A 21,859-nucleotide genomic window follows, 5' to 3' on the forward strand; every position below is an offset into this window, starting at 1 on the left:
CCTCGCCGCGGTTCCAGCGCGGCGGGCGGGCTCACGGCGGGCAGGAGGCCGGGGCGGCGCGCCGCGGCCCTGTATTAGCGTCAGGTGCGTGATCGATTGGCTCTACTTCGCGGTGCAGGCCGCCGCGCTGGCGATGAGCGCGTGGTTCTTCGTCGACACGGCCCGTTCGGTGCGGGTGGGCCGGCGCCACCTTGTGGGCGTCGCGGCCTTGGAGCTGCTGCTGCTCGCGCAGTTGGCGGCGTCGATCGCGATCGTGCCGGGGGAGGCGGGCGACGGGAAGGCGCTGTTCTTCTCGTACCTGGTCACCACGATCCTGGTGCCGGTCGCGGCGGTGTTCTGGGGGTCGATCGACCGCAGCCGCTGGGGCATCGGCACCGTGGCCGCCTCGGGGCTCATCGTCGCCGCGCTCATGGTGCGGATCCACCAGATTTGGGAGTTCCAGATCCATGTCTGAAGACACCGCGCCGGCGCAGGAGGCCGTGGACGAGCGCCCGCTCGCGGGCGGTTTCGGCCGCTTGATCGTGCTCGTCTACGTGGTCTTCGCCGTCTCGGCCGGGGCCAGGGCCCTGTTCCAGGTGGCGACGAAGTTCGGCGAGGCGCCGGTGAGCTTCTCGTTGAGCGCGATCGCCGCGGCGATCTACCTGGTGGCCGCGATCGCGATCATCCGCGGGGCGGGACGCCTCGCGATGGCGGCGGTGGTCGTCGAACTGGCCGGCGTGGTCGCGGTGGGCGCGTTGAGCTTCGCGGTCCCGGACTGGTTCCCCGAGCCGTCGGTGTGGTCCCACTTCGGCTCCGGATACGGCTATGTGCCGTTGGTGCTCCCGGTCGTGGGCCTCGCGTACCTGCTCAAGCGGCGCAAGGGCGTTTAGCCGCGTTCGACGGCTTCGGCCGCGGCGAGCAGGAACCGCAGCCGCTGACCTTCCCGGCCGGTGCGCAGGCGGCCGCGGCGCCAGCCGAAGACCCAGTCCTCGCGGACCGTCCACGACCGCTCGAGCGGTTCCAGTCCGGCCTGCGAGAGCGCTTGGAGCACGCCGCTGGCGAAGGCAGGGTCGGCGGACGCCGCCGTCCTCCCCGAACGTTTCGGCACGGGAAGGCGCCGGCCGTCGGAGCGGAACCACTGCTCGGTCATGGCCGCTTCCTTCGGGGCCGCGACGAGCAGGTCCGGGGCGGCGCGGATCAACCGCACCGCGGTGAACCGGTAGGGGACGTGGCGGCGTCCGCGCTTGTCCCACACGGCGTTCTCGAACCCGATCGCGTGCCTGCCCTCGAACGAACCCCAGAAGGCGTCCGCGACAGGCCGGGTGAAGCGCAGGCCCAGCATCTCCAGCGACGCGAGCCGGTCCGAGGTGTCCGGGTCCGGCGGAGGGCCCTCGGCGTGGAACCGCAGCCCGAGTTCGGCCGCGAAGGCCGCCGCCCGGCGCCTGCGCGCACTGCGCGAGGCCGCCGGGAACAGCGCCTCGGCGAAGAACCGCACGATCAATTCCACCGCGAACCCCCAGGGTCACATGTCGTTGTACTGCGCCTCGAACTCGCTGGCGGCCACTTCGTCGGAGGAGGCGTACTCCTCGCGGCAGTCGCGCAGGCGCTGCGCGTGGCCGCTGCACGCACCCGAGAGCTGCGCGGTGGAGTCGACCGCCTCATCGCACGAGCCGGTGTAGGAGTTCGCGAAGAACAGGCCGGTGAGGCCCCAGGTCATGTCCTCCGCCGCGGCCCCGGTCGCCACCGAGTGGATGGCGTCGCCGTTCCCGGCGAGCGCGTCGAGCTCGGTCGCGAGCGCGTCCAGCTCGTCGAGCTCGACGGTGAGGCCGTCGGCGCTGCCCGCCGAGAACTGGCCGGTCTGCGCCGACTGGCTCGTCAGCTGCTGGATGCCGGTCGTTGCGGCGCCGAGGCCCGCGGTGATCCCTCCGGTGATCAATCCGCGCATGAGGACCGCCTTCCACAGCGACTTGCCCGCCGGGCGGAAGAACTTCTCCAGGAGCGGGACGATCTTGGCGAAGATCTTGCTCGCCTCGCCGAACTTCTTCAAAGCCCGCTGGATCGCGAGCGTCGTCTTCACCATGCCGCTGATCAGGAACTCGGCGAAGGCGGCGCCGAAGGTGAACGAGCTGGCGGCCAGGGCGACCAGGCCGCGCATGATGAGCCAGGAGACCAGCTCGGAGAGGGCCGATTTGATGACGTCGTAGATGGTCTGGGCGATCACCTCGGCCCAGGCCAGGAGCTGCTTGATGCCGGCCGCCTCGTGGGACATCGCCCCGATCGCGGCCGACAGCCCGTAGAGCTGGTTGTAGGCGGCGTCGGCCGCCGAACCCGACCAGCTGGGGATGCACGTGCCGACGGCGGTGCCGACCTCCTCGCCGAGTGCGCCGAGGGCCTCTTCGACCTGGCCCCAGACCTGCTGCTGGTCGGCCATCTGGCCGGGGTCGCCGGAGACCATCTCAAGCAGGTCGTTGAGCGGGGTCACCAGTTCGAGCAGCATGGTGAGGCCCGCGTTCGCGAGCGCGTAGACGGGGTCCTTGATGAACAGGAGGCCGTCGATGGCGAGCATGCCGAGGTCGGCGGCGATCCCGCCGGCGGCGTCCGCGAGTGAGGAGTCGCCGTTGACGGCGTCGGTGATGTCGTTCGCGAGCCCGTAGACGCCCTTGCCGAAGGCCACGTCGTTCGCGATGCGCTCGCCCGTGCCGGGGCTGTCGATCGGGGCGTACTGGTCGATGTCGGAGCCGTACTGCTCGGCGTTGCCGGGTTCTGTCATGGTGTCGCCTCCGGGAGCGTGCCGCCGCGGGCGAGGTTCCGGGGATGCCGCGCGGACGATGATGGGTGGCCGTGGCGACAAATCTAACCGAGCGGTGCAAAACCGCTCTATACATTGCATGCGGAGGAAGAGCGCGGAAGCGGCAGTGCGCGCGAGGAGCGGCTCCCGTCACCGGAGCCGCTTCTCGCGCGGTCTCAGACGAACAGGTCCTCGATGCGCTCGATCGCCAGGGCGTTGTCCGCCCACTGCTCGAGCTGCTCGGTGCTGGCGCATTCGCGGATGCGCTCCCGCGAGGCCGGTTCGATGGCGATGCCGCGCGCTTCGAGGATCCGCAGCAGCATGCTCGCCTCGCCTTCGGTCCTGCCCTCGAGCCTGCCCTCGGCGAGGCCCTCGCGGTACTTCTCTCCGAACAACCCCAGACGGTAGGTGTTCGGGAGCGCGGTGTCGCTCATGATCATCTCCTGAAGGCTCATGAACTGCTCTCCTTGCAGCGCGTTCAGCGCATATTCAGCGTATCGCGACCAGAGCGTCCGGTCGAATCCTCGGATGGTCTCGTAGTAGGCCCGCATGACCTCGGCGCCTCGCTCGCCGTGCCCGTGGGCGATGAGCGAGAGCAGCGCGAACGACACGTTCTCGCGGCCCTCGGCCGGGTCGGTGATGACCGGGATGTTGTCCGGCCCGAGCACGAGCGGGCGCAGGACCAGGCCCGGGTGGCCGGTGTCGATCGGCCCGGCCGCCCACCGCGCCGTGGACGCGTCGAAGGTGAGCACGACGAGTGCGACCGGGCACCTGAGGCGGCTCCTCGCCGAGGCGATGTAGTCGAGCCAGGTGTAGCGCTTCCGGTCGTCGTCCCCGCGCTGCACCTCGAAGAGCAGCGCGAACACCGACCGGTCCCCGCTGTAGTACACCGCGACGTTGTCGCAGTTGCGAATGACCGCGTCGTCGCCGCGGGTCATCGCCTCGGAACCGGGCCGGACCTCGGTGTACTCGGGGAGGTCGCGGCCGAGCATCCCGCAGTACAGTGCCTCGGCGAGTTTCGGGTCGTACTGAAGCAGTCGCAGGGGCGCCTCATGTTCGTAGGTGGTCACGCCCAGGACCGTACGAGGACGTTTTCGAACAAACCCGAAGCGACACGCCGCGCCGCGGCGACGGCGGTGATTCGACGCCGTTGTGGTTGTCCTGCAATGAGATCCATAGTCAGCGGAGAAAAACCGTTGTCGACGTCACATGTTCGTTGCGGCGCAGGCGGAGTTAGCTGAAGAAGCCCATGCAGGCGACGATCATTGTTGAGCCGCATATGACCAGGCCGAGGCGAAAGTTGCGTTCGAGGCGCTTCTCCTCGTCGCCGATCTTCGGCCTCGCCGCCACCCCGATCGTCAACCAGCCCAGGCCGAACGCCGCCAGCGGCGCGGCGATGAGGATCGCGCCCAGAAGGATCGCGGCCGTCAGGTCGTCCGAGCGCGGCAGGCGCAGGACCACCAACTGCACGGCCACGCACGCGAGCGCGAACAGGCCGTAGATCAGGCCGTTGCGCTCGTCCGAGCGCCAGCGCGGCAGCCACGGCGGGCGGTGCGCCAGGTACCGGGCCTCTTCCAATGCGGCCCTTGACGCTTCGAGGTCCGCTTCGGCCGCGCCGAGTTCGGTCGCCGGGTCGCCGCTCATCGGCGGCTCGGCGCCCCTCTGCGGCGGCGCGACGCGGGCGGCGCGGGCGAGGGCGTCGATCGCCTCGCGCTGCGCGGCGGCCTGCTCGCCCAGCCGGGCGGCGCGCTGGCCGAGGGATTCGGTCGCGGTGGCGGTGCGGGCGGCGGCCTCGTCGGCGCCGCGGCGCGTCTCGTCGAGGCGGCGCAGTTGCGCGAGGTAGTCGTCGAAGGCGCTCATGCCCGGCCCCTTTCGCCTTGGGCCGCAGTGGGTGCGGTGTGGTCGCCGGTGCGTTGTGCGCCCGGTGCGCCGGGTTGGTCCTCGGGTCGGGAGAAGGGGACGATGAGTCTGCCGCCGGCGGTGTCGACGTGCCGGTCGATGAGCAGTGCCCTTCCCTGCCTTGGGGTCCAGTGCTGGAACTGCTGTCCGAAGTGGGCCATGATCTCGCCTCCGGGGAGGTTGAGGACGAGTGCGCAGGCGACGTCCTCGCGTCCGGCGCTGCCGCCGATGTCGTCGGTGAAGCGCCGGAAGCCGCGCCACCAGCCGAGCAGGTGGACGCCGCGGGCCGGTCCGGTCCGCAGGAGGTCCCGCAGGGCCTTCTGCGCCTTGATGTCGAGTGCGGCGGCGTCCAGGCCCCAGGCGGCGAGGACGGTGCCGTCGGGGATCTCGGCGAGTCGCTCCGCGAAGGTCTCGGGGGCGAGTCGCTCTGCGGCCCATGTCAGGTCGGCGGTCTGGGTGAAGTCCGCGGCCCACACTCTCGCGCCGTTCCCGGCGAGGGTTTCGACGGCCGCTTCGAGGGCTTCGCCGCCGACGGGGTCGGAGCCGAGCACGGCGAGGTGGCGTCCGGGCCGGCGGTCGAGGTCGACGCCTGCGGCGTCGAGTCGCAGCGAGACTTCGCGGCCGAGCAGTGCGCGTCCCGGTTTCCTCTCGCCGGGAAGGGTCTCGGTCAGGTGCACCGGGCGGTAGCCGTAGAAGACGCGGGGGGCGCCGACGTCGCCGTGGGCGGCGCCGAGCTGTTCGCGCAGGCGCAGCATCACGTCGGTATCGGTGTCGGGGAAGCGCGCGACGCGGTCGGCGCCGGCGGTGCCGCCCTCGGGGTTGACCACGACCTGTCCGAGGGAGATGCGGGTGGCGGCGTCGTTGTTCGGTTCGAGCACGGTTCGGGCGCCCGGCAGGGCGATGCGCATCGGGAACTGGCCGAAGATCGAGTCCTTCTTCGTCCACAGCGCTTCGATGCCGGAGATGGTCTGGGAGGCGAGCACGAGGTGCACGCCGTAGGAGCGGCCTTTGCGGGCGAGGTTCTCGAGGAGGGCGACGGCTTCGGAGGCGACGCGGTCGTTGCCGGCGAGGAGCACCTGGAACTCGTCGGCGACGCACACGATCCTCGGGTAGGCCTCGTGGGCGCGCAGTCCGGCGAAAGAGGCGACGCCGTGGCGCTTCATGACCGTTGAGCGGCGGGTCATCTCCTCGTTGAGGGTGCGCAGGACCGCGAGGCCGTATTCGCGGTCGGACTCGACGCCGACGGCGCGCGCGTGGGGGATGAAGGAGCGGTCGCGTTCGGTGGGGATGAACTCGGTGAAGGACACGCCCTCTTTGAAGTCGAGGAGGAACAGGGCGAGATCGCTTGGGGCGTAGCGGGAGGCGAGGCCGTAGAGGACGTCGAGGAGGAAGACGGTCTTGCCGCCGCCGGTGCGCCCGCCGATGAGCCAGTGCGGGGTCGCGTCGTCGAAGCGCAGCCGCACCTCCCCGGCCGCGTCGCGTCCGATGAGGACTTCGAGGCCGCGCGCGGGGTCGCCCGATTCCGGCCTGGAGGGAATGAGGTCGGTGAAGGTGAGGGTCGCGGCGGCCTTGGCGCGCTCGGCGAGGCGCTGCGCCTCACCGGCCACGAAGGACGGGTCGGGGGCCTGGGGCCAGGCGACGGGGGCGGCCAGGCGCTCGCCGCGCCCGAACGGCGCCGCGGGCGGGTTGGTCACTTCGACGTGGTCGCCGACCGCGTGCAGCACCGCGGCCTGCGGCAGGTGCGGCAGGCCGCAGCCGAGGACGGTGACGCCGTGGGACAGACCGGATCGCGCCACGGCGTCGATCCGCTCGACCAGGGTCCGCGGGGCCTCGCCGAGTGAGGCGACGACCAGGAGCATCCGGTCGGTGCGTCTGCCCGCGATGTGCTCGGCCACTTGGGTTTCGGCCGCCGCGACGGCGTCGGCGGCGCCGCGGGCGTCGGTGGCGACGGTCGCGATCACGCCCGCGTCGGCGAGCGGTCGCAGGGCCGCGAAGCTCGCGCCGAGGGTGGCGACGTCGATGCCGACCACGCGCAGGCCGCCCGCCTCGCGCGCGGCGACGGCGTGGAGGACCGCGAGGCGCACGAGTGCGGCGACGCCGCTTTCGCGGGCGTCGACCGAGGTCGCGAGGTGCCCGCGCTCTCCGAACGGGACCAGCAGCGGCACGGTCAGTCCTTCATGGAGCATGACGGTGCCGGCCTGGAGCAGTTCGGGATCGGTGCGTAGTTGCGCGGCGGAGGCGGTGGCCGCGTCGGATATCTGACGCTCGGCGGCCAGCAGCGCGGGGTCCACAGGGGTCTGGAAGGCGGCGTCGCCGAGGCGCCTGGCCGCGGCGGCGAGCTGGGCGGCGGCCGCGTCGCAGCCGGCGGCCGCGTTCGCCAGCGCAGTCTGGAAACCGGGCACCGGACCTCCTCATCAGCGGGTTCGCCGGCCGCGCGTGTCCCGGGGAGCGCCCGGGCGGCGGCTGTTCGACCGGTCACACCATATCGCGGCCGGGCTCGGTGCGCTTCCACTGCACGGCACGGTGGAAAGGCATGGCGGGACGGCATGGTGGAGCGGCACTGCGGGGCGGGCCCGCCGGTGCGGGCGCGTGCCCCTTCGCCCGGTTCGCGCAACCTTCCCCCGCTGGGGCGCGTGGATTACCCTAGAAGCAGGGCCCCGGAAGCAGGCCCGGATCCGCTGACCCTGTGCCCCTGCCCGCACCAATCCGCCCGCCCGGTGCTCCGCGCGTGCGGCCGACAGAACCGAACAGTGCCCGCGCGCCGCCGCCGAGGCGTCCGTGAGCCGTACCTCGGATTCGCCGAGAAGGACCCGTGCCCCATGAGTGAGTTCCTGGATATCGCCCTATCCTTTCCGCCGATCGTCTTCTCGTTCGGCCTCATTCTCGTGATCGTGTACTGGCTGACCGTGATCATCGGTGCGCTCGACGTCGACGTCGTGGACGTCGGCACCGACGCGTCCGGGGGCGAGATCGACGGCTCGGGCGGGTTCTGGTCGGCCTTCGGTTTCGGGTCGGTCCCCTTCACCGTGGTGCTGTCGCTGTGGATCACGCTGGGCTGGATCGTGACCGTGCTGGGCACCACCTGGGTGCGCAGCGCCGACGGCATGTTCATCCCCGCGGCCGCCTCCGGGACGGCCGTGCTCGTCGCCGGGCTCGGCGTCGGGATGCTCGGCGCGAAGCTCCTGACGCGGCCGCTGTCGCGGCTGTTCGACGACGCGCCGGCCACCGCCCACGCCGACCTGGTCGGCAAGGTCTGCGTCGTGCGCACCGGGACTGTGACGCTGGACTCAGGTCAGGCCGAGGTCACCGACGACGAGGGCTCGGTCCTGCTGATCAACGTGCGCCGCTCCCCGCACGAGCCCGAGGGCATCGACGACGCCCTGTTCGCCAGGCACGCAAAGGTGGTCGTGTTCGACTACGACGAGGTCGACCGGGTGTTCCTGGTCGTCCCGGTCGCGCTGCCGCCGGACGTCGCGGTCGTGGAGTCCTGACCCCGCCCGTATCCCCGATTCGTGCCGGAGCCCTGCTCGCGGACCCTGAAACTGGTACCGCCCGGATAGGGTGAGTTCACGCCCGCTCCCGCACCACCGACAACTCCTGTCCCCCCGAAGTCTCGTTAGGAACCATCTCATGGGTGAAACCAACTCGGCGACGATGCTGTTCGGGCTCGTCGCCCTCGCGCTACTGATCGTCGGACTGCTGGTGATGATCATCCGGCTGTACCGGAAGGTCGCGCCCGGCCAGGCCCTGGTCGTCACCAAGCTGCGGAACCGGAAGGTCTCCTTCACCTCGGCCCTGGTGCTGCCGATCATCCACCGCGCCGAGTACATGGACATCTCGGTCAAGACCATCGAGATCAACCGGGCGGGCAAGGACGGCCTGATCTGCCAGGACAACATCCGCGCCGACATCTCGATCACCTTCTTCGTGCGCGTCAACGCGACCGTGGACGACGTCATCAACGTCGCCGGCGCGATCGGCACCAAGCGCGCCTCGGACCAGGACACGCTCCAGGAGCTGTTCAACGCCAAGTTCTCCGAGGCGGTCAAGACCGTCGGCAAGCAGCTCGACTTCACCGACCTGTACACCAACCGCGACGAGTTCCGCGACCGGATCATCCACATCATCGGGACCGACCTCAACGGCTACTCGCTCGAGGACGCCGCGATCGACTACCTCGAGCAGACCCCGCTCGACAGCCTCGACCCGCAGAACATCCTCGACGCGCAGGGCATCCGCAAGATCACCGAGCTGACCGCCCGCGAAGCGGTCACCACCAACGAGCACCGCCGCCACGAGGAGAAGGAGCTCAAGCGCCAGAACGTCGAGGCCCGCGAGGCCGTGCTCGAACTCGAGCGCCGCGAGGCCGAGGCCGAGATCCGCCAGCAGCGCGAGATCGAGACCCTCCGGGCCCGCGAGAGCGCCGAGGTCCAGAAGGTCCAGGCCGAAGAGCGCCTGAAGTCCGAGACGGCCCGCATCAAGACCGAAGAGGCCACCGGCGTCCAGCACGAGAACCGCCTGCGCGAGATCGCCGTCGCCGAGAAGAACCGCGAGCGCGTCATCGCCGTGGAGACCGAGCGCATCGAGAAGGACCGCATCCTCGAGGTCGTCGGCCGCGAGCGCGAGGAGGAACTCGCCCGCATCGCCGCCAACAAGGAGCTCGAAGCCCAGAAGCGCGACATCGCCGACGTCATCCGCGAGCGCATCGCCGTGGAGAAGACCGTCGCCGAGCAGGAAGAGGGCATCAAGCGCCTGCGCGCGACCGAAGAGGCCGAGCGCGAGCGCCAGCGCGTCATCATCCTCGCCGAGGCCGAGGCCCAGGAAGGCCTGGTCAAGGACATCAAAGCCGCCGAGGCCGCCGAGGCCGCCTCCAAGCACCTCGCCCGCCAGCGACTCACCGAGGCCGAGGCCGCCCAGCAGGCCGCCGAGCTCGAAGCCCGCGCCAAGATCCGCCAGGCCGAAGGGGACCAGGCCATCGCCGCCGCCCCGGGCCTCGCCGAGGTCCAGGTCCGCGAGGCCGAGGCCGACGCGATCGAGAAGGGCGGACTCGCCGAGGCCAAGGCCGCCGAGGCCAAGGGCCTGGCCGAGGCCGAGGCGCAGACCGCCATCGGCCGCGCCGAGGCCAGCGCCACCGCCGCGAAGGGCACCGCCGAGGCGAACGCCCTGCGCGAGAAGCTCGTCGCCGAGTCCATCGGGCTCACCGACAAGGCCGCCGCGATGGACGCCCTGTCCGAGGCCTCCCGCGAGCACGAGGAGTACCGCCTCCGCCTGGAGATGGAGAAGGACCTGCGCGGCGCCGAGATCGACGCCCGCCGCTCCATCGCCGAGCAGCAGGCGAGCATCATCGCCGCGGGCCTGTCGAAGGCCGACATCTCGCTGGTCGGCGGCGACACCCAGTTCTTCGACCGGGTCGTCGGCGCGATCGGCTACGGCAAGGCCGTCGACGGCTTCGTCGCCAACTCCGAGGTGGCCCAGTCCGTGGCCGCCTCGTGGGGCAACGGCTCGACCTCGTTCGCCGAGGACCTCAAGGGCGTGCTCGCCGGGGTCGGCACCGAGGACGTGAAGAACCTGACCGTCTCCGCCGCGCTCGTCAAGCTCATGCAGGGCGGCGGCGACCACGACGTCCTGTCGGGCCTGCTCGGCAAGGCCAAGGAGTTGGGCGTCGCCGAGAAGCCCGCCTACGAGATCGCCGCGAAGTAGACCGCGCCCGGGACCGCGAACCCACCGGGGTTCGCGGTCCCGCCGCAGGTCGCGCCCCCCGCCGGGGCGACGCCGCGTCCAGGGCGCGGCGGCCCCGAGACCAGAGCCCGCTGACAACCACTCCCAGGGGAACCCATGGCCGATGTGAAGACCGCCGCCGCCGACGCCGCAGAAGCGGCCGCCCCCGATGCCGCGGCCGCCGCCGAAAGCGCCTCCCTCGACGTCGGCACCTACGAGGTCCTCTCCAGCCGCCTCGCCGACTACGCGGCCGAACTCACCGCGCGGGCCGAGGCGCTCAACGGCGCCCGCACCGACGCGTTCGGCTCCACCGGGCTCGGCCTCCTGGGCACCACCCGCATCCGCACGGCCAACAACTGCGTCCCGCGGGACATGGCCCGCGTCGGCGACCGCCTCCTCTTCGGCTACAACGTCCACATGGGACTCAAGTCCCAGACCGACGTCGCCGACGTGTTCGCCCTCCACGACCTCGTCAAGAAGGACGGCGACGGCACCACCTCCTTCTCCTTCAGCGAGGTAACCGAACCGGGTCATCTGTTCGACGACGCCCGCTTCACCGCCGACTTCCACGAGATGTACCGCTACTACCGCACCACCGAGCTGCTCCAGGTGCGCGAGGTCGACACGCGGCTCCTGGCGATCTTCCGCATCGGCGAGCAGCTCGCCGACCAGCGCGTCCTGCGCTGGCAGACCCACCCCGACGGCAGGGCCGAGTACATGGACGCGCGCGGCGACGCCGACGCGGTCTGGCCCGAGCCCTACGACTTCGAGTGGACCGAGACCACCCGCGAGCACCACGTCACCGGCCGCCACCCGCACGTGTCCATCGAGGACGAGATCTTCGTGGAGTGCATCGGCGGCGACCTCACCGTCAAGATCGAGGACAACACCGACTCCGGCGAGGGCCTCTACTCCGAGCCGGTCGCCGAGCCCCTCCAGTCCCTCGCCGACGCCGAGATCGCCTACGCGCGCATCGGGCCGCTCATCCTGCTGCGGATCCTCCCCTACAAGGAGACCGTCACCCGCTACCTCGTGTACAACACGCGCACCGCCACCATCGTGCGGGCCGACGCGATCGGTGCCGCGTGCCGGCGCCTGCCCGAGGACCACGGCATCATCTTCCCCGGCGGCTACTACCTCAACGAGGGCAAGCTCAAGACCTTCGACCAGGACACCGAGGACCTGCGCTTCAAGCGGGTCATCCGCTCGCCCAACGGCGAGGACGTCCTCTACGTCTTCCACCACGAGGCCGAGGGCCGCTCGCTGCTGCTGCCGTACAACGTCATCCGCAAGGAAGTCGCGGCGCCGATGACCGTCCACGGCTACGCGATCTTCGACGACGGCACCCTCGTCGCCTTCCGCTTCACCGGCGAGGAGGCCACGCGCGTCCACCCCGTGCAGATCTGGGCCACCCCGTTCGTCTCCGAGGCCCACGCCGCCGCCCAGGAGTCGGGCGACACGCCCATCCACCGCATCGGCAACGCCGAGGCGGTGCGCGCGGTCTCCGACACGCTCTCGGTCGCCCGCATGGTCCGCGAGATGGAGCCGGCCCAGGCGGTCTTCGAAGCGCTCATCAGCGCGGCGACCCGCTGCCTCGACGACTACCCCTGGCTCGGCGACGAGGGCCTGTACGCCCTCGACGAGACGCTGCGGCAGGTCCGCGACACCGCCGAGTCGGTCCTCGACGAGTACGCCACCGTCTCCGAGCTGACCGGCGAGGCCCAGAAGGCCCTCGACCAGGCCCGCACCGACACCGTCCGGCTGCTGCGCCGCGCCCGCGGCGAGGCCCCCAAGTCCGCCGAGCAGTGGGTGGACCTCCTCACCGAGCTGCGCGGCGCCGGCGGCCACCTCGTGACCCTCCGCGAGGTCCGCTACATCGACCTCGCCGGGATCGACGCGCTCGCCGCCGACGTCTCCGAGACCCTCGACTCCACCGGCCGGCGGGCCGTGGCCTTCCTCGAACGCGAGGACGCCTTCACCGCCTACTTCGAGCAGATCGCCGACCTCGAGCGCAAGGCCGAGACGATCGAGACCGTCGCCGAGTCGACCCCGCTCCTCGACGACCTCGACGCCCGCCAGCGGGGCCTGGAGACCCTCACCGAAGTGGTCGCCACCCTGGAGATCGGCGACGCCGTGGTGCGCACCGCGATCCTCGGGCGCGTCTCCGAAGTGCTCGCCGCCGTCAACCGCGCCCGCGCGACGTTGGCCGCGCGCCGCCGCGAACTGGCCGTCGGCGAAGGCCGCGCCGAGTTCGCCGCCGAGTTCGCGCTCCTGGGGCAGTCGGTGACGGCCGCGATCAGCGCCGCCGACACGCCCGCGGCCTGCGACGAGCAGCTGGGCCGGCTCCTGCTCACCGTCGAGAACCTCGAGACGCGCTTCGCCGACTTCGACGAGTTCCTCACCCAGCTCGCCGACAAGCGCACCGACGTCTACGAGGCGTTCTCCTCGCGCAAGCAGCACCTGCTCGACGAGGCCGCCCGCCGCGCCGAGCAGCTCGCCGCCTCCGCCGACCGCATCCTCGAAGCCGTCGCCCGCCGCACCGCGACCCTCGACTCGCTGGACGCGGTCAACACCTACTTCGCGACCGACCCGATGGTCGAGCGCCTCCGCAAGGTCATCGCCGAGCTGCGCGACCTCGACGACACCGTCCGCGCCGAGGAGATCACCGGGCGCATCGCCGCCGCCCGCGCCGAGGCCGGGCGGGCCCTGACCGACCGGCTCGACCTGTTCGACGGCGACGCCATCAAGTTCGGCGAGCACCGCATCCCGATCAACACCCAGCCGCTCGACCTCACCCTCGTGCCCTCGGGCGACTCGCTCGCGTTCTCGCTCACCGGCACCGACTACCGGCACGTGGTCGAGGACCCCGGATTCAACGACACCCGCCCGTACTGGCAGCAGTTCCTGGCCTCGGAGAACCCGACGGTGTACCGCTCGGAGCACCTGGCCGCCTCGCTCCTGGCCGAGCACGGCCCCGCGAAGCTCCTCGCCGAGGACCTGCCGAAGTTCGTCTCCGCCGCCGCGTCCGAACGCTACGACGAGGGCTACGAGCGCGGCGTCCACGACGCCGACGCCGCCGCGATCCTCGCCGAGGCCCTGCGCCTCTACGCCGCCTCCGGACTCCTGCGCTACCGCTCGGCCGAGCGTGCCGCCGCCCAGCTCTACTGGGGCCACGGCATCCCCAAGGAGGAGCGGATCGCGATCCGCACCCAGGCGCGCTCGCTCGCGCGGGCCCGCGCCGTCTTCGGCCGCACCGACGCCCTCGCCGAACTCGGCGCCGACATGGGCGCGGCCATCGGCGACTACCTCGCCGGCAGCCTCCCCTCCCTCCAGGTCGACGCCGACCTCGCCGGGGAGTACCTCGTGGAGGAACTCGCCGACCCCACCGGCGGCTTCGCCGTCTCCCAGCGGGCCCGCGCCCTCCTGGCCGCGTTCGAACGCCAGGTCGGCCCCGGCGCGAAGGCCGACTTCGAATCGGACCTGCGCGCCCTCGACGACGACATGGCGTCCAAATGGGAACTCGCCGCGGTGTGGCTGGAGTCGTTCCTGCGCCGCTCCGACGACCCCGAACCGGCCTTTGACGAGGCCGACCTCCCCGAGGCGCTCGCGGTGCTCCTGGCCGGCGTCGACGGCTACGACGTCACCGCCGAACTCTCCAGCCGCGTCACCGGCCTGCTCGGCACGCACGCGCGGATCGACAACCGGGTCCTGCCGCTGCGACTGGACGAGTTCCTCGCCCGCACCGGGCACTTCCGCCGAGTGGTCCTGCCCGGCTACCGCGCCTACCAGCGGCGCCGGGCCGACCTGGTCGAGGCGCACCGCCGCACGCTGCGCATCGAGGAGTTCAAGCCCAAGACGATGGCCGGGTTCGTGCGCAACCAGCTCATCGACGACGTCTACCTGCCGCTCATCGGCTCGAACCTCGCCAAGCAGATCGGCGCCGGCTCGGGCGACGCGCGGCGCACCGACCAGTCGGGGATGCTCATGCTCATCTCCCCGCCCGGCTACGGCAAGACCACGCTCATGGAGTACGTCGCCGACCGGCTCGGGATGCTCCTGGTCAAGGTGAACGGCCCGTCGCTGGGCCACGAGACGGTGTCGGTCGACCCGGCCGACGCGCCGAACGCGACCGCCCGCGCCGAGGTCGAGAAGATCAACTTCGCGCTCGAGGCGGGCAACAACGTCCTGCTGTACCTCGACGACATCCAGCACACCAACACCGAACTGCTCCAGAAGTTCATCTCGCTGTGCGACGCGCAGCGCAAGATGGAGGGCGTCTGGAACGGGCGCACCCGCACCTACGACCTGCGCGGGAAGCGCTTCGCGGTGTGCATGGCCGGGAACCCGTACACCGAGGCCGGGCAGCGGTTCCGCATCCCCGACATGCTCGCCAACCGCGCCGACGTGTGGAACCTCGGCGACGTCCTGTCCGGACGCGACGAGGTGTTCGCCCAGTCCTACATCGAGAACGCCCTCACCTCGAACCGGGTGACCGCGCCGCTGGCCGGGCGCGAGCGGGCCGACACGCAGCTGCTCATCCGCATCGCCAACGGCGACCCGACGGCCGCGCCGGAGGCCCTGCGCCACCCGTACTCGGCCGGGGAGCTCGACCAGATCCTGTCGGTGCTGCGCAAACTCGTGCACGTCCAGAAGACGGTGCTGGCCAACAACCTCGCGTACATCGCCTCGGCCGCGACCGACGACGCCTCGCGCACCGAGCCGCCGTTCCTGCTTCAAGGCTCCTACCGGAACATGGGCCGGCTCACCGAGCGCGTGGTGCCGGTGATGAACGACGAGGAGCTCGAAGCGGTCATCGACGACCACTACGCGGGCGAGGCCCAGACGCTCGCTTCGGGCGCGGAGGCGAACCTGCTCAAGCTCGCGGAGCTGCGCGGGCGCCTGACCGAGGAGCGCGCGGCGCGCTGGGAGGCGGTCAAGGAGGCCTTCCGCCGCGAGCAGACCCTGGGCGGATCGAACGACGACCCGATGTCCCGAGCCGTAGGAGCGATCACCCTCCTCTCGGACCGAGTGGCAGGCATCGAAACGGCCCTCAACCGCCGGGACGCATAGCGAACCGAACTCCCGCGAACGACGGCCATCGCGATCGTTCACCGAAACGCCGTAGTCGCCGACACCCCGGCCGCCTTTGCCAGGCGGCCGGGAAGCGGCGGTCGACCTCGGCGACCGGGAATCACTCGGTGGGCAGTCGCGCGAGCACCAGGTCGGCGACTTCGGCGGTCACCGCTTCAGCCCACGCCTCCATGTCACGATCGGTGTCGGCGGTGCCGAGGCCCACCGTGATCCTCAGCGACAGGTTGCCGTAGTCCCCGTCGAAATCGGTAGTTAGCTGTTGGCCCTCTATGGTGTCCGAGCAGAGCCAGAGCGTCTCGGCGTCGCGGAAGCAGTCGCCTCCCGGTCCTGCCCCGGGGTACAGATTCCATTCGTCGAAACGCCATCCGTCGAACGATGCCGGCCCGACGACACCGGTGTCCACCTCGCGAATGTCGAGCAGGGCGTCGTCAATCATCACGGAGATGCCGACTTCAACGACGTCGGAGGTCACCCGCTCCGTTCCGTCCTCGTTCTGCCGGGCGAGATACGAGCATTCGGCGTGGTGGCGGTTTGCGGCGGTGTCGGGATAGAACGAGCGTTGTTCTTCGTACCGGTAGCTGCCGTCGAAGTCGTTCGACTCCATGCCGATCACCTCCTCGACCTCCGGACACGGGTGCATGTCCTCCTCGTACACGAAGATCACGGGCGGCGGCAGCGGCGACGCGGAGGGGGAGGGCTCGGTGGACTCCACGACGGGTTGCGTCTCGTCGTCGCTGTCGCCGCCGATCGAATACGCGATGAGCCATCCGGCGACGAACAGCCCGATGACGGAGATGACTACGGCCTGGATGCGGGACATGGTGATCAGTAGCCTCCGCTGGAGGCGTTGCGCCCGAAGTCGTAGAGTTCCAGGCACTCGCTCGCCACCCCGTTGACCTTCGATCGGGTCTCGGCGATCTTGTTCCGGTAGTACTCCTCCGCCACTTCCAGGTTGCGCGTCATCTTCAGGATCTCGGTGTGGACACTGGCCACGACCTGATCTGGAGAGAACTCGTACTCCGTCACCTCGACGGTCCAGGAGCTGACGAACTTGTTTCCGGACCAGCCCAGAAGCCGGAGTCCCGATCCGGCGACCTTGACGATCTTGTCGAGGTTTCCCACGGGAGTGAGCGCGATGATGTCACCGGTCATGCCCGCGAGCAGGCCGGTCGCGGTCGTGGAGTCCCAGAGCGTCCCCTCGACCAGATCGACCGAGTTCGTCACGGTCGCCGCGAGCCGGTCCGTACCCGCACCGAGCACCGCGAGGGAGGATTCGCGAAGCGTCCTGATGATCTCGGCTCGTATGAGGATGAAGTTGCCGAGGCAGATGACGATGGCGATGTGGTTGTTCAACGTGGGCAGGGCTGAGTCGACGTACCCGGCTTTGACCGTGTCCGCGGCGAAGCCCGTCCATTCGGCCAGCCACTGGTCCTCGTCGGCTCCTATGTCCGACACCATCTCTTGGATCAGCGCCGACGGTTTCGACTGGTCGGCGTCCAATTCGATGATGGACTCCGGGTTGGCGGCGCCGAGCGCGAGGGCCGTCCGCTTGTAGCCCTCGTATGCCGCCTCCAGATTCGCGAGGTCGTGATCCGCGAATTTCGGGAGGGCTTTGAACAGCATGTTCCGGCTCGCCCATGCCCAGTCCTCGGCGCAGGCCAGGAGCGTACTGAAGCCGCAGCAGCTCGGAATCGATCCGTTCCGGCCGTCGTCGTACCATTTCAGGGCCTTGCAGCCGATGAAGTGGTCGACCAGGTCGGTGCCGGCTTCGAGGTGGTTCCAGGGCGGCTGGTAGTAGTGGCTGTAGACGCTGTAGGGCAGGGGAAGCGTGGTCTGGGTGGTGACCGCCCTGTAGATCGCCTCCTGCCAGCGCTCGGTCAGGCCTTTGCAGAATGCGTTGAGTGCGGCTTCGAGATCGGCGGCGTGGGACATCAGCCTTCTCCGCTCAGCTCGGATTCGTAGGCGAAGTCGTCCTTGCCGCCGTTGGCGGGAGCGTCGTCGGGCCGGTCGGTGGCCTCGGCCTCTTCGGCGGCGTCCCAGGAGTGGTCCGACTCGCCGATTCCGTAGGTCTCCATGTCCGCGAAGGCGACTTCGATGTCGTGTGCGGCGTCGGAGTCGGCGTCGTCGTAGGCGCGGAGGATCTCCTCGAGTTCGGCTCCGGCCACTTCATAGCGGCCCATCGTGGTCTTGACGTATTCGACCAGTTCATCGCGGAGAGCGACCAGGTCGGTGTCGGCGGCGGTCGGGACGCCGTCGGCGTCGCACAGGTCGGCGTCGCCGGTGAAGGTGTCGCCCAGCGCGGAGAGCACTACTTGATAGGCCTCCGAAGCCTGGTAGCTGCACCGGGCGAGTTTCGCCAGGGAGGCGTAGCTGACGGATGGATCCGAGTATCTTCCGGACATGTGGGAACTCCAAGGGGGTCGAGTTCGTGAACGGGAGTGCACTCACCGTAGCATGGCCGCGCTCCCACTTGGGTGAACGTTTTTCGGCGGTCCTATAGCGAGCGTTCGCGGTCGTGAGACCTCGATTTCCAGGCGGGTTTCCATGCTGCGGGCGGCTCGTGCGGTGGGGCGGTGTGCGTTCGGATTAAAGTCTCTCCGCTAGACGAACCAGGTACGACCACCCGGTACGCTTCAGAACTAAAGCTTGGCGCGTAGCCCGTAGTGCCCCTGCAAAGCCGTTAACCATCGAATAAGGGAGGTCCCCGTGCCGACGAAGACGGGAGACAAGGTCCGGATCATCGTCTTGGGCACCGGCCCCGACGCCGAAACCGTTCGCCTCATCGCTGAGTCCGACGCCGATGTCGCGCTCGCCGCGAAGTTCACCAAGACGGTGACCCACCTGGTCATCGACGACACCGTCAAGCCCACCGAGGCCCGGGTCAAGAAGGCCGAAGAGGCCGGCGTCCCGGTCCTCAACTTCGCCGAGTTCAAGGCCCTGCTGAAGGCCGGGGACGAGGACGAGGTCGACGAGCCCGCCGAGACGGAGGCCGAGTTCATCGAAGCGGTCGAAGCCGAGACCGCCGAGGCCGAAGCCGACGCCGTCGAAGCCGAAGCCGCCGCGGAGTCGGAGGTCGTGGAAGCGGCCGTCGAGGCCGCGACCGTGGAGCCCGAGGTCGTCGAACCTGAGGTCGTCGAGCCCGAGCCGGTCGCCGAGGCCGAGCCCGTCGTCGAAACCCCGGCCGAGGTCGTGGACGAGCCCGCCGCGGCGCCGCCGGTCGCCGAGGCGATCGAGGAGCCCGAGGAAGCCGCCGCCGACCCCGAGAAGACGGTCCCGTCCCAGGCCGAGGCCCCCGAGATCGAGTCCGAGCGGTCCAAGCCGGGCCTGTTCGCGAAGATCAGGTCGATCTTCGGCAAGACCGGCGCCAAGAAGTAACCGCGCGACGACGAAGCCCCGGGCCGCAGGCCCGGGGCTTCCCGCGTCCCAGGGGTCGTGCCCGAGCCCGTTCCGCCGCTCCCGGCCGGTTCGCGCGAGTCCGCCGATCGGGTGACCGGCGCGCTTTACGCTGACGGCGAACCGCGTCGAATGGCCTTCCGAAAGTTGAGTCGGATACACTCAACTCTGAGCCGCCTGTTCGGCCGAAGGCAGACAGCGAAAAGGAGCAAGGGGACCGTGGACGTCAACCGCCTGACCACCAAGAGCCGTGAAGTCATCTCCCAGGCCGCGCGCACCGCCGCCGCCGGCGGCAACCCCTCGGTCGAACCGTGGCACCTGCTCGACGCGCTCCTCACCGTCGACGGCTCCACCGCACCGGGCCTCCTCCAGCTCGTCGGCGTCACCCCCGGCACCGTCTCCGCCGAGACCGAGCGGCGCATCGACGACCTGCCGTCCGCGTCCGGGCCCTCGGTCTCCGAGCCGTCCATGGCCCGCGACTCCCTGCGCGCCATCAACGCCGCCGACAAGATCGCCACCGACTACGGCGACGAGTACGTCTCCACCGAGCACCTCCTCACCGGCCTCGCCCAGGCTGGCGGCGAGGTCGGCACGCTCCTGACCGAGCAGGGCGCGACCGACAAGAAACTCATCAGCGCCTTCCCGACCCTGCGCGGCGGCGACCGCAAGATCTCCAGCGCCGACCCCGAGCAGGGCTACAAGGCCTTGGAGAAGTACGGCGTCGACCTCACCGAGACCGCCCGTTCGGGCAAAGTGGACCCGGTCATCGGCCGCGACACCGAGATCCGCCGCGTCATCCAGGTCCTGTCGCGGCGCACCAAGAACAACCCGGTGCTCATCGGCGAACCCGGCGTCGGCAAGACCGCGATCGTCGAGGGCCTGGCCCAGCGCATCGTCGCCGGGGACGTGCCCGAGTCCCTGCGCGACCGCCGCGTCATGCTCCTCGACCTCGCCAGCATGATCGCCGGCGCCCAGTACCGGGGCCAGTTCGAGGAGCGGTTCAAGTCCGTTATGGAGGAGATCAAGTCCTCCGACGGCGAGATCATCCCGTTCATCGACGAGCTGCACACCATGGTCGGCGCCGGCAAGTCCGAGGGCTCGCTCGACGCCGGGAACATGCTCAAGCCCGCCCTCGCCCGCGGCGAGCTCCACATGATCGGCGCGACCACCCTCAACGAGTACCGCGAGCACATCGAGAAGGACGCCGCGCTGGAACGCCGCTTCCAGCAGGTCTACGTCGGCGAGCCGACGATTGAGGACACCGTGGCGATCCTGCGCGGCCTCAAGGAGCGCTACGAGGTCCACCACGGCGTGCGCATCACCGACTCCGCCCTGGTCGCCGCCGCACAGCTCTCGGCCCGGTACATCCCCGACCGGTTCCTGCCGGACAAGGCCATCGACCTCGTCGACGAGGCCGCCAGCCGCCTGAGGATCGAGATCGACTCGCGCCCCGAGGAGATCGACCAGGTCGAGCGGGCCGTGCGCCGACTGGAGATCGAGGAGACCGCGCTCCAGAACGAGACGGACGACCCGGCCTCGGCCGAGCGCCTCGCGTTCCTCCAGCGCGAACTGGCCGACGAACGCGAACGCCTCTCGGTGCTCTCGCGCCAATGGGAGTCCGAGAAGGACCGCATCTCGAAGGTCTCCGACCTCAAAGAAGAGCTCGACGACCTGCGCACGCAGGCCGAGCGGGCCGAGCGCGAATACGACCTAGAGAAGGCCGCGCAGCTGCGCTACGGCCGCATCCCCGAACTCGAGCAACTGCTCGTCGACGCCGAGACCGAGCTGGCGAGGGCCGACGCCGACCCGGGCCACCAGCCGATGCTCAAGGAGGAGATCGACGCCGACGAGATCGCCGACGTCGTTTCCGCGTGGACGGGCATCCCCGCCGGTCGCCTCCAGGAGTCCGAGACTCACAAGCTCCTGCACGCCGAGGAAGAGCTCGGCGAGCGGGTGGTGGGCCAGAACGAGGCGGTCACCATCGTCTCCGACGCGCTGCGCCGGGCTCGCGCGGGCCTGTCGGACCCGAACCGGCCCACCGGGTCGTTCATCTTCGCCGGCCCCACCGGCGTCGGCAAGACCGAGCTCGCGAAAGCGCTGGCCGAGTTCATGTTCGACGACGACCGGGCGATGATCCGCATCGACATGGGCGAGTACACCGAGCAGCACTCCACAGCCCGCCTCATCGGTGCCCCGCCCGGGTACGTCGGCTACGAGGAGGGCGGCCAGCTCACCGAGCCGGTGCGCCGCAGGCCCTATTCGGTGGTGCTGCTCGACGAGGTCGAGAAGGCGCACCCGAGGGTGTTCGACACGCTCCTCCAGGTCTTGGACGACGGACGACTCACCGACGGCCAGGGCCGCACGGTCGACTTCCGCAACGTCATCCTCATCATGACCTCGAATCTGGGCTCCCAGGTGCTCATCGACCCGCTGCTGGACGACCAGGCCAAGCGCGACCAGGTGCTGGCCGCGATCCGGTCGCACTTCAAGCCCGAGTTCCTCAACCGGCTGGACGACATCGTCATCTTCCACGCGCTGGAGCACGGACACCTGAAGTCGATCGTGGACGTCCAGTTGCATCATTTGGAGCGGCGTATGGAGACCCGCAGGCTCAAGCTCGCGGTCGACGACGCGGCGAAGTCCTGGCTGGCCGACCGCGGCTTCGACCCGGTGTACGGGGCGAGGCCGCTGCGCAGGCTCATCCAGTCCTCGATCGGCGACCCGCTGTCGCGGGAGCTGCTGGAAGGCAAGATCGTGGACGGCGACACGGTGAACGTCTCGGTCACCGAACAGGGCGACAAGCTCGTCGTGACGAAGGACTGAAAGCCGGAACCAGGCTCGCCCGGAAGGGCGAGCCGCCCGGAAAACCGAAGAGGACCCCTGGGTAGGAACCCTGCCAAAAACCAGTGCCACCCGTCAACGACAGAACTGCCGGGCCAAAGAAACCTGATGCGATCGGCCGGACTGAGGAACGACCGTCAGGTCCCACCG

15 protein-coding genes are annotated in these 21,859 nt (G+C 70.1%); 7 read left to right on the top strand and 8 right to left on the bottom strand.

Translation table 11 applies throughout. The annotated features are described in order from the left end of the window. Positions 1–88: 88 nt before the first annotated feature. Together IF12_RS0100255 and IF12_RS0100260 are read left to right on the top strand one after the other, a co-directional pair. Positions 89–454 carry a hypothetical protein gene (locus IF12_RS0100255; protein WP_030144266.1) on the top strand — a complete coding sequence of 122 codons (366 nt, stop codon included), beginning with the start codon at positions 89–91 and terminating at the stop codon, positions 452–454. Further along, entirely contained in the window at positions 447–869 is a 423-nt protein-coding gene (locus IF12_RS0100260) for a hypothetical protein (protein WP_030144267.1), read from the top strand. Before IF12_RS0100255 ends, IF12_RS0100260 begins: the two co-directional genes overlap by 8 nt. Here the strand turns inward: IF12_RS0100260 and IF12_RS0100265 are convergent. The 5 genes from IF12_RS0100265 to IF12_RS0100285 all read right to left on the bottom strand — a co-directional run bounded on the left by IF12_RS0100265 (position 866) and on the right by IF12_RS0100285 (position 7,068). Beyond that, entirely contained in the window at positions 866–1,486 is a 621-nt protein-coding gene (locus IF12_RS0100265) for a hypothetical protein (protein WP_133884113.1), read from the bottom strand. The genes IF12_RS0100260 and IF12_RS0100265 overlap by 4 nt on opposite strands. 15 nt (positions 1,487–1,501) lie before the next feature. Beyond that, positions 1,502–2,749, bottom strand: a complete 1,248-nt coding sequence (locus IF12_RS0100270) for a hypothetical protein (RefSeq protein WP_030144269.1) — start codon at positions 2,747–2,749, stop codon at positions 1,502–1,504. Between the two features lie 194 nt (positions 2,750–2,943). Then, positions 2,944–3,837, bottom strand: a complete 894-nt coding sequence (locus IF12_RS0100275; RefSeq protein ID WP_051703782.1) for a DUF4351 domain-containing protein — start codon at positions 3,835–3,837, stop codon at positions 2,944–2,946. Positions 3,838–4,000: 163 nt separating this feature from the next. Then, positions 4,001–4,627 (bottom strand): hypothetical protein, encoded by a 627-nt coding sequence (locus tag IF12_RS0100280; RefSeq protein ID WP_030144271.1) that lies wholly within the window; start codon positions 4,625–4,627, stop codon positions 4,001–4,003. Beyond that, entirely contained in the window at positions 4,624–7,068 is a 2,445-nt protein-coding gene (locus IF12_RS0100285) for an FtsK/SpoIIIE domain-containing protein (RefSeq protein ID WP_051703783.1), read from the bottom strand. Before IF12_RS0100285 ends, IF12_RS0100280 begins: the two co-directional genes overlap by 4 nt. 417 nt (positions 7,069–7,485) lie before the next feature. On the opposite strand from IF12_RS0100285, the gene IF12_RS0100290 reads away from it, so the two are divergent. From IF12_RS0100290 to IF12_RS26955, 3 genes are all read left to right on the top strand, one after another. Beyond that, positions 7,486–8,157 (top strand): OB-fold-containig protein, encoded by a 672-nt coding sequence (locus tag IF12_RS0100290; protein WP_030144273.1) that lies wholly within the window; start codon positions 7,486–7,488, stop codon positions 8,155–8,157. 139 nt (positions 8,158–8,296) lie between these two features. Continuing rightward, positions 8,297–10,366, top strand: a complete 2,070-nt coding sequence (locus IF12_RS0100295) for an SPFH domain-containing protein (protein WP_030144274.1) — start codon at positions 8,297–8,299, stop codon at positions 10,364–10,366. Positions 10,367–10,501: 135 nt separating this feature from the next. Beyond that, a complete protein-coding gene (locus IF12_RS26955) occupies positions 10,502–15,454 on the top strand; it encodes a DNA repair ATPase (RefSeq protein WP_030144275.1) in 4,953 nt (1,650 codons plus the stop codon). 121 nt (positions 15,455–15,575) lie between these two features. Here IF12_RS26955 and IF12_RS0100305 read toward each other — a convergent pair whose 3' ends face one another. The 3 genes from IF12_RS0100305 to IF12_RS0100315 are packed head-to-tail and all read right to left on the bottom strand — an operon-like array spanning position 15,576 to position 17,877. After that, positions 15,576–16,295 (bottom strand): hypothetical protein, encoded by a 720-nt coding sequence (locus IF12_RS0100305; RefSeq protein ID WP_030144276.1) that lies wholly within the window; start codon positions 16,293–16,295, stop codon positions 15,576–15,578. A gap of 5 nt (positions 16,296–16,300) precedes the next feature. Further along, on the bottom strand, positions 16,301–17,407 hold the full coding sequence (locus IF12_RS0100310) for a hypothetical protein (RefSeq protein ID WP_030144277.1): 1,107 nt from the start codon (positions 17,405–17,407) through the stop codon (positions 16,301–16,303). Beyond that, the gene (locus tag IF12_RS0100315; RefSeq protein ID WP_133884114.1) at positions 17,407–17,877 is read right to left on the bottom strand and encodes a hypothetical protein; all 471 of its coding nucleotides are present in this window, start codon (positions 17,875–17,877) and stop codon (positions 17,407–17,409) included. Before IF12_RS0100315 ends, IF12_RS0100310 begins: the two co-directional genes overlap by 1 nt. Positions 17,878–18,181: 304 nt before the next feature. Here IF12_RS0100315 and IF12_RS25315 point away from each other — a divergent pair, with 304 nt between their 5' ends. Both IF12_RS25315 and clpB read left to right on the top strand, forming a co-directional pair. After that, entirely contained in the window at positions 18,182–18,850 is a 669-nt protein-coding gene (locus tag IF12_RS25315) for a hypothetical protein (protein WP_051703784.1), read from the top strand. Positions 18,851–19,087: 237 nt separating this feature from the next. Further along, a complete protein-coding gene (gene clpB / locus IF12_RS0100325; protein ID WP_030144280.1) occupies positions 19,088–21,691 on the top strand; it encodes an ATP-dependent chaperone ClpB in 2,604 nt (867 codons plus the stop codon). Positions 21,692–21,859 lie beyond the last annotated feature (168 nt).

It is taken from the genome of Glycomyces sp. NRRL B-16210, assembly GCF_000719515.1.
In the GTDB taxonomy this organism is placed as follows: domain Bacteria; phylum Actinomycetota; class Actinomycetes; order Mycobacteriales; family Micromonosporaceae; genus Glycomyces.

Bases quoted from the DNA above. Each gene is read 5' to 3' on its own strand.
- IF12_RS0100260 (WP_030144267.1), top strand. From the start codon at position 447: ATGTCTGAAGACACCGCGCCGGCGCAGGAGGCCGTGGACGAGCGCCCG.
- IF12_RS0100270 (WP_030144269.1), bottom strand. From the start codon at position 2,749: ATGACAGAACCCGGCAACGCCGAGCAGTACGGCTCCGACATCGACCAG.
- IF12_RS0100280 (WP_030144271.1), bottom strand. From the start codon at position 4,627: ATGAGCGCCTTCGACGACTACCTCGCGCAACTGCGCCGCCTCGACGAG.
- IF12_RS0100290 (WP_030144273.1), top strand. From the start codon at position 7,486: ATGAGTGAGTTCCTGGATATCGCCCTATCCTTTCCGCCGATCGTCTTC.
- IF12_RS0100295 (WP_030144274.1), top strand. From the start codon at position 8,297: ATGGGTGAAACCAACTCGGCGACGATGCTGTTCGGGCTCGTCGCCCTC.
- IF12_RS26955 (WP_030144275.1), top strand. From the start codon at position 10,502: ATGGCCGATGTGAAGACCGCCGCCGCCGACGCCGCAGAAGCGGCCGCC.
- IF12_RS0100305 (WP_030144276.1), bottom strand. From the start codon at position 16,295: ATGTCCCGCATCCAGGCCGTAGTCATCTCCGTCATCGGGCTGTTCGTC.
- IF12_RS0100310 (WP_030144277.1), bottom strand. From the start codon at position 17,407: ATGTCCCACGCCGCCGATCTCGAAGCCGCACTCAACGCATTCTGCAAA.
- IF12_RS0100315 (WP_133884114.1), bottom strand. From the start codon at position 17,877: ATGTCCGGAAGATACTCGGATCCATCCGTCAGCTACGCCTCCCTGGCG.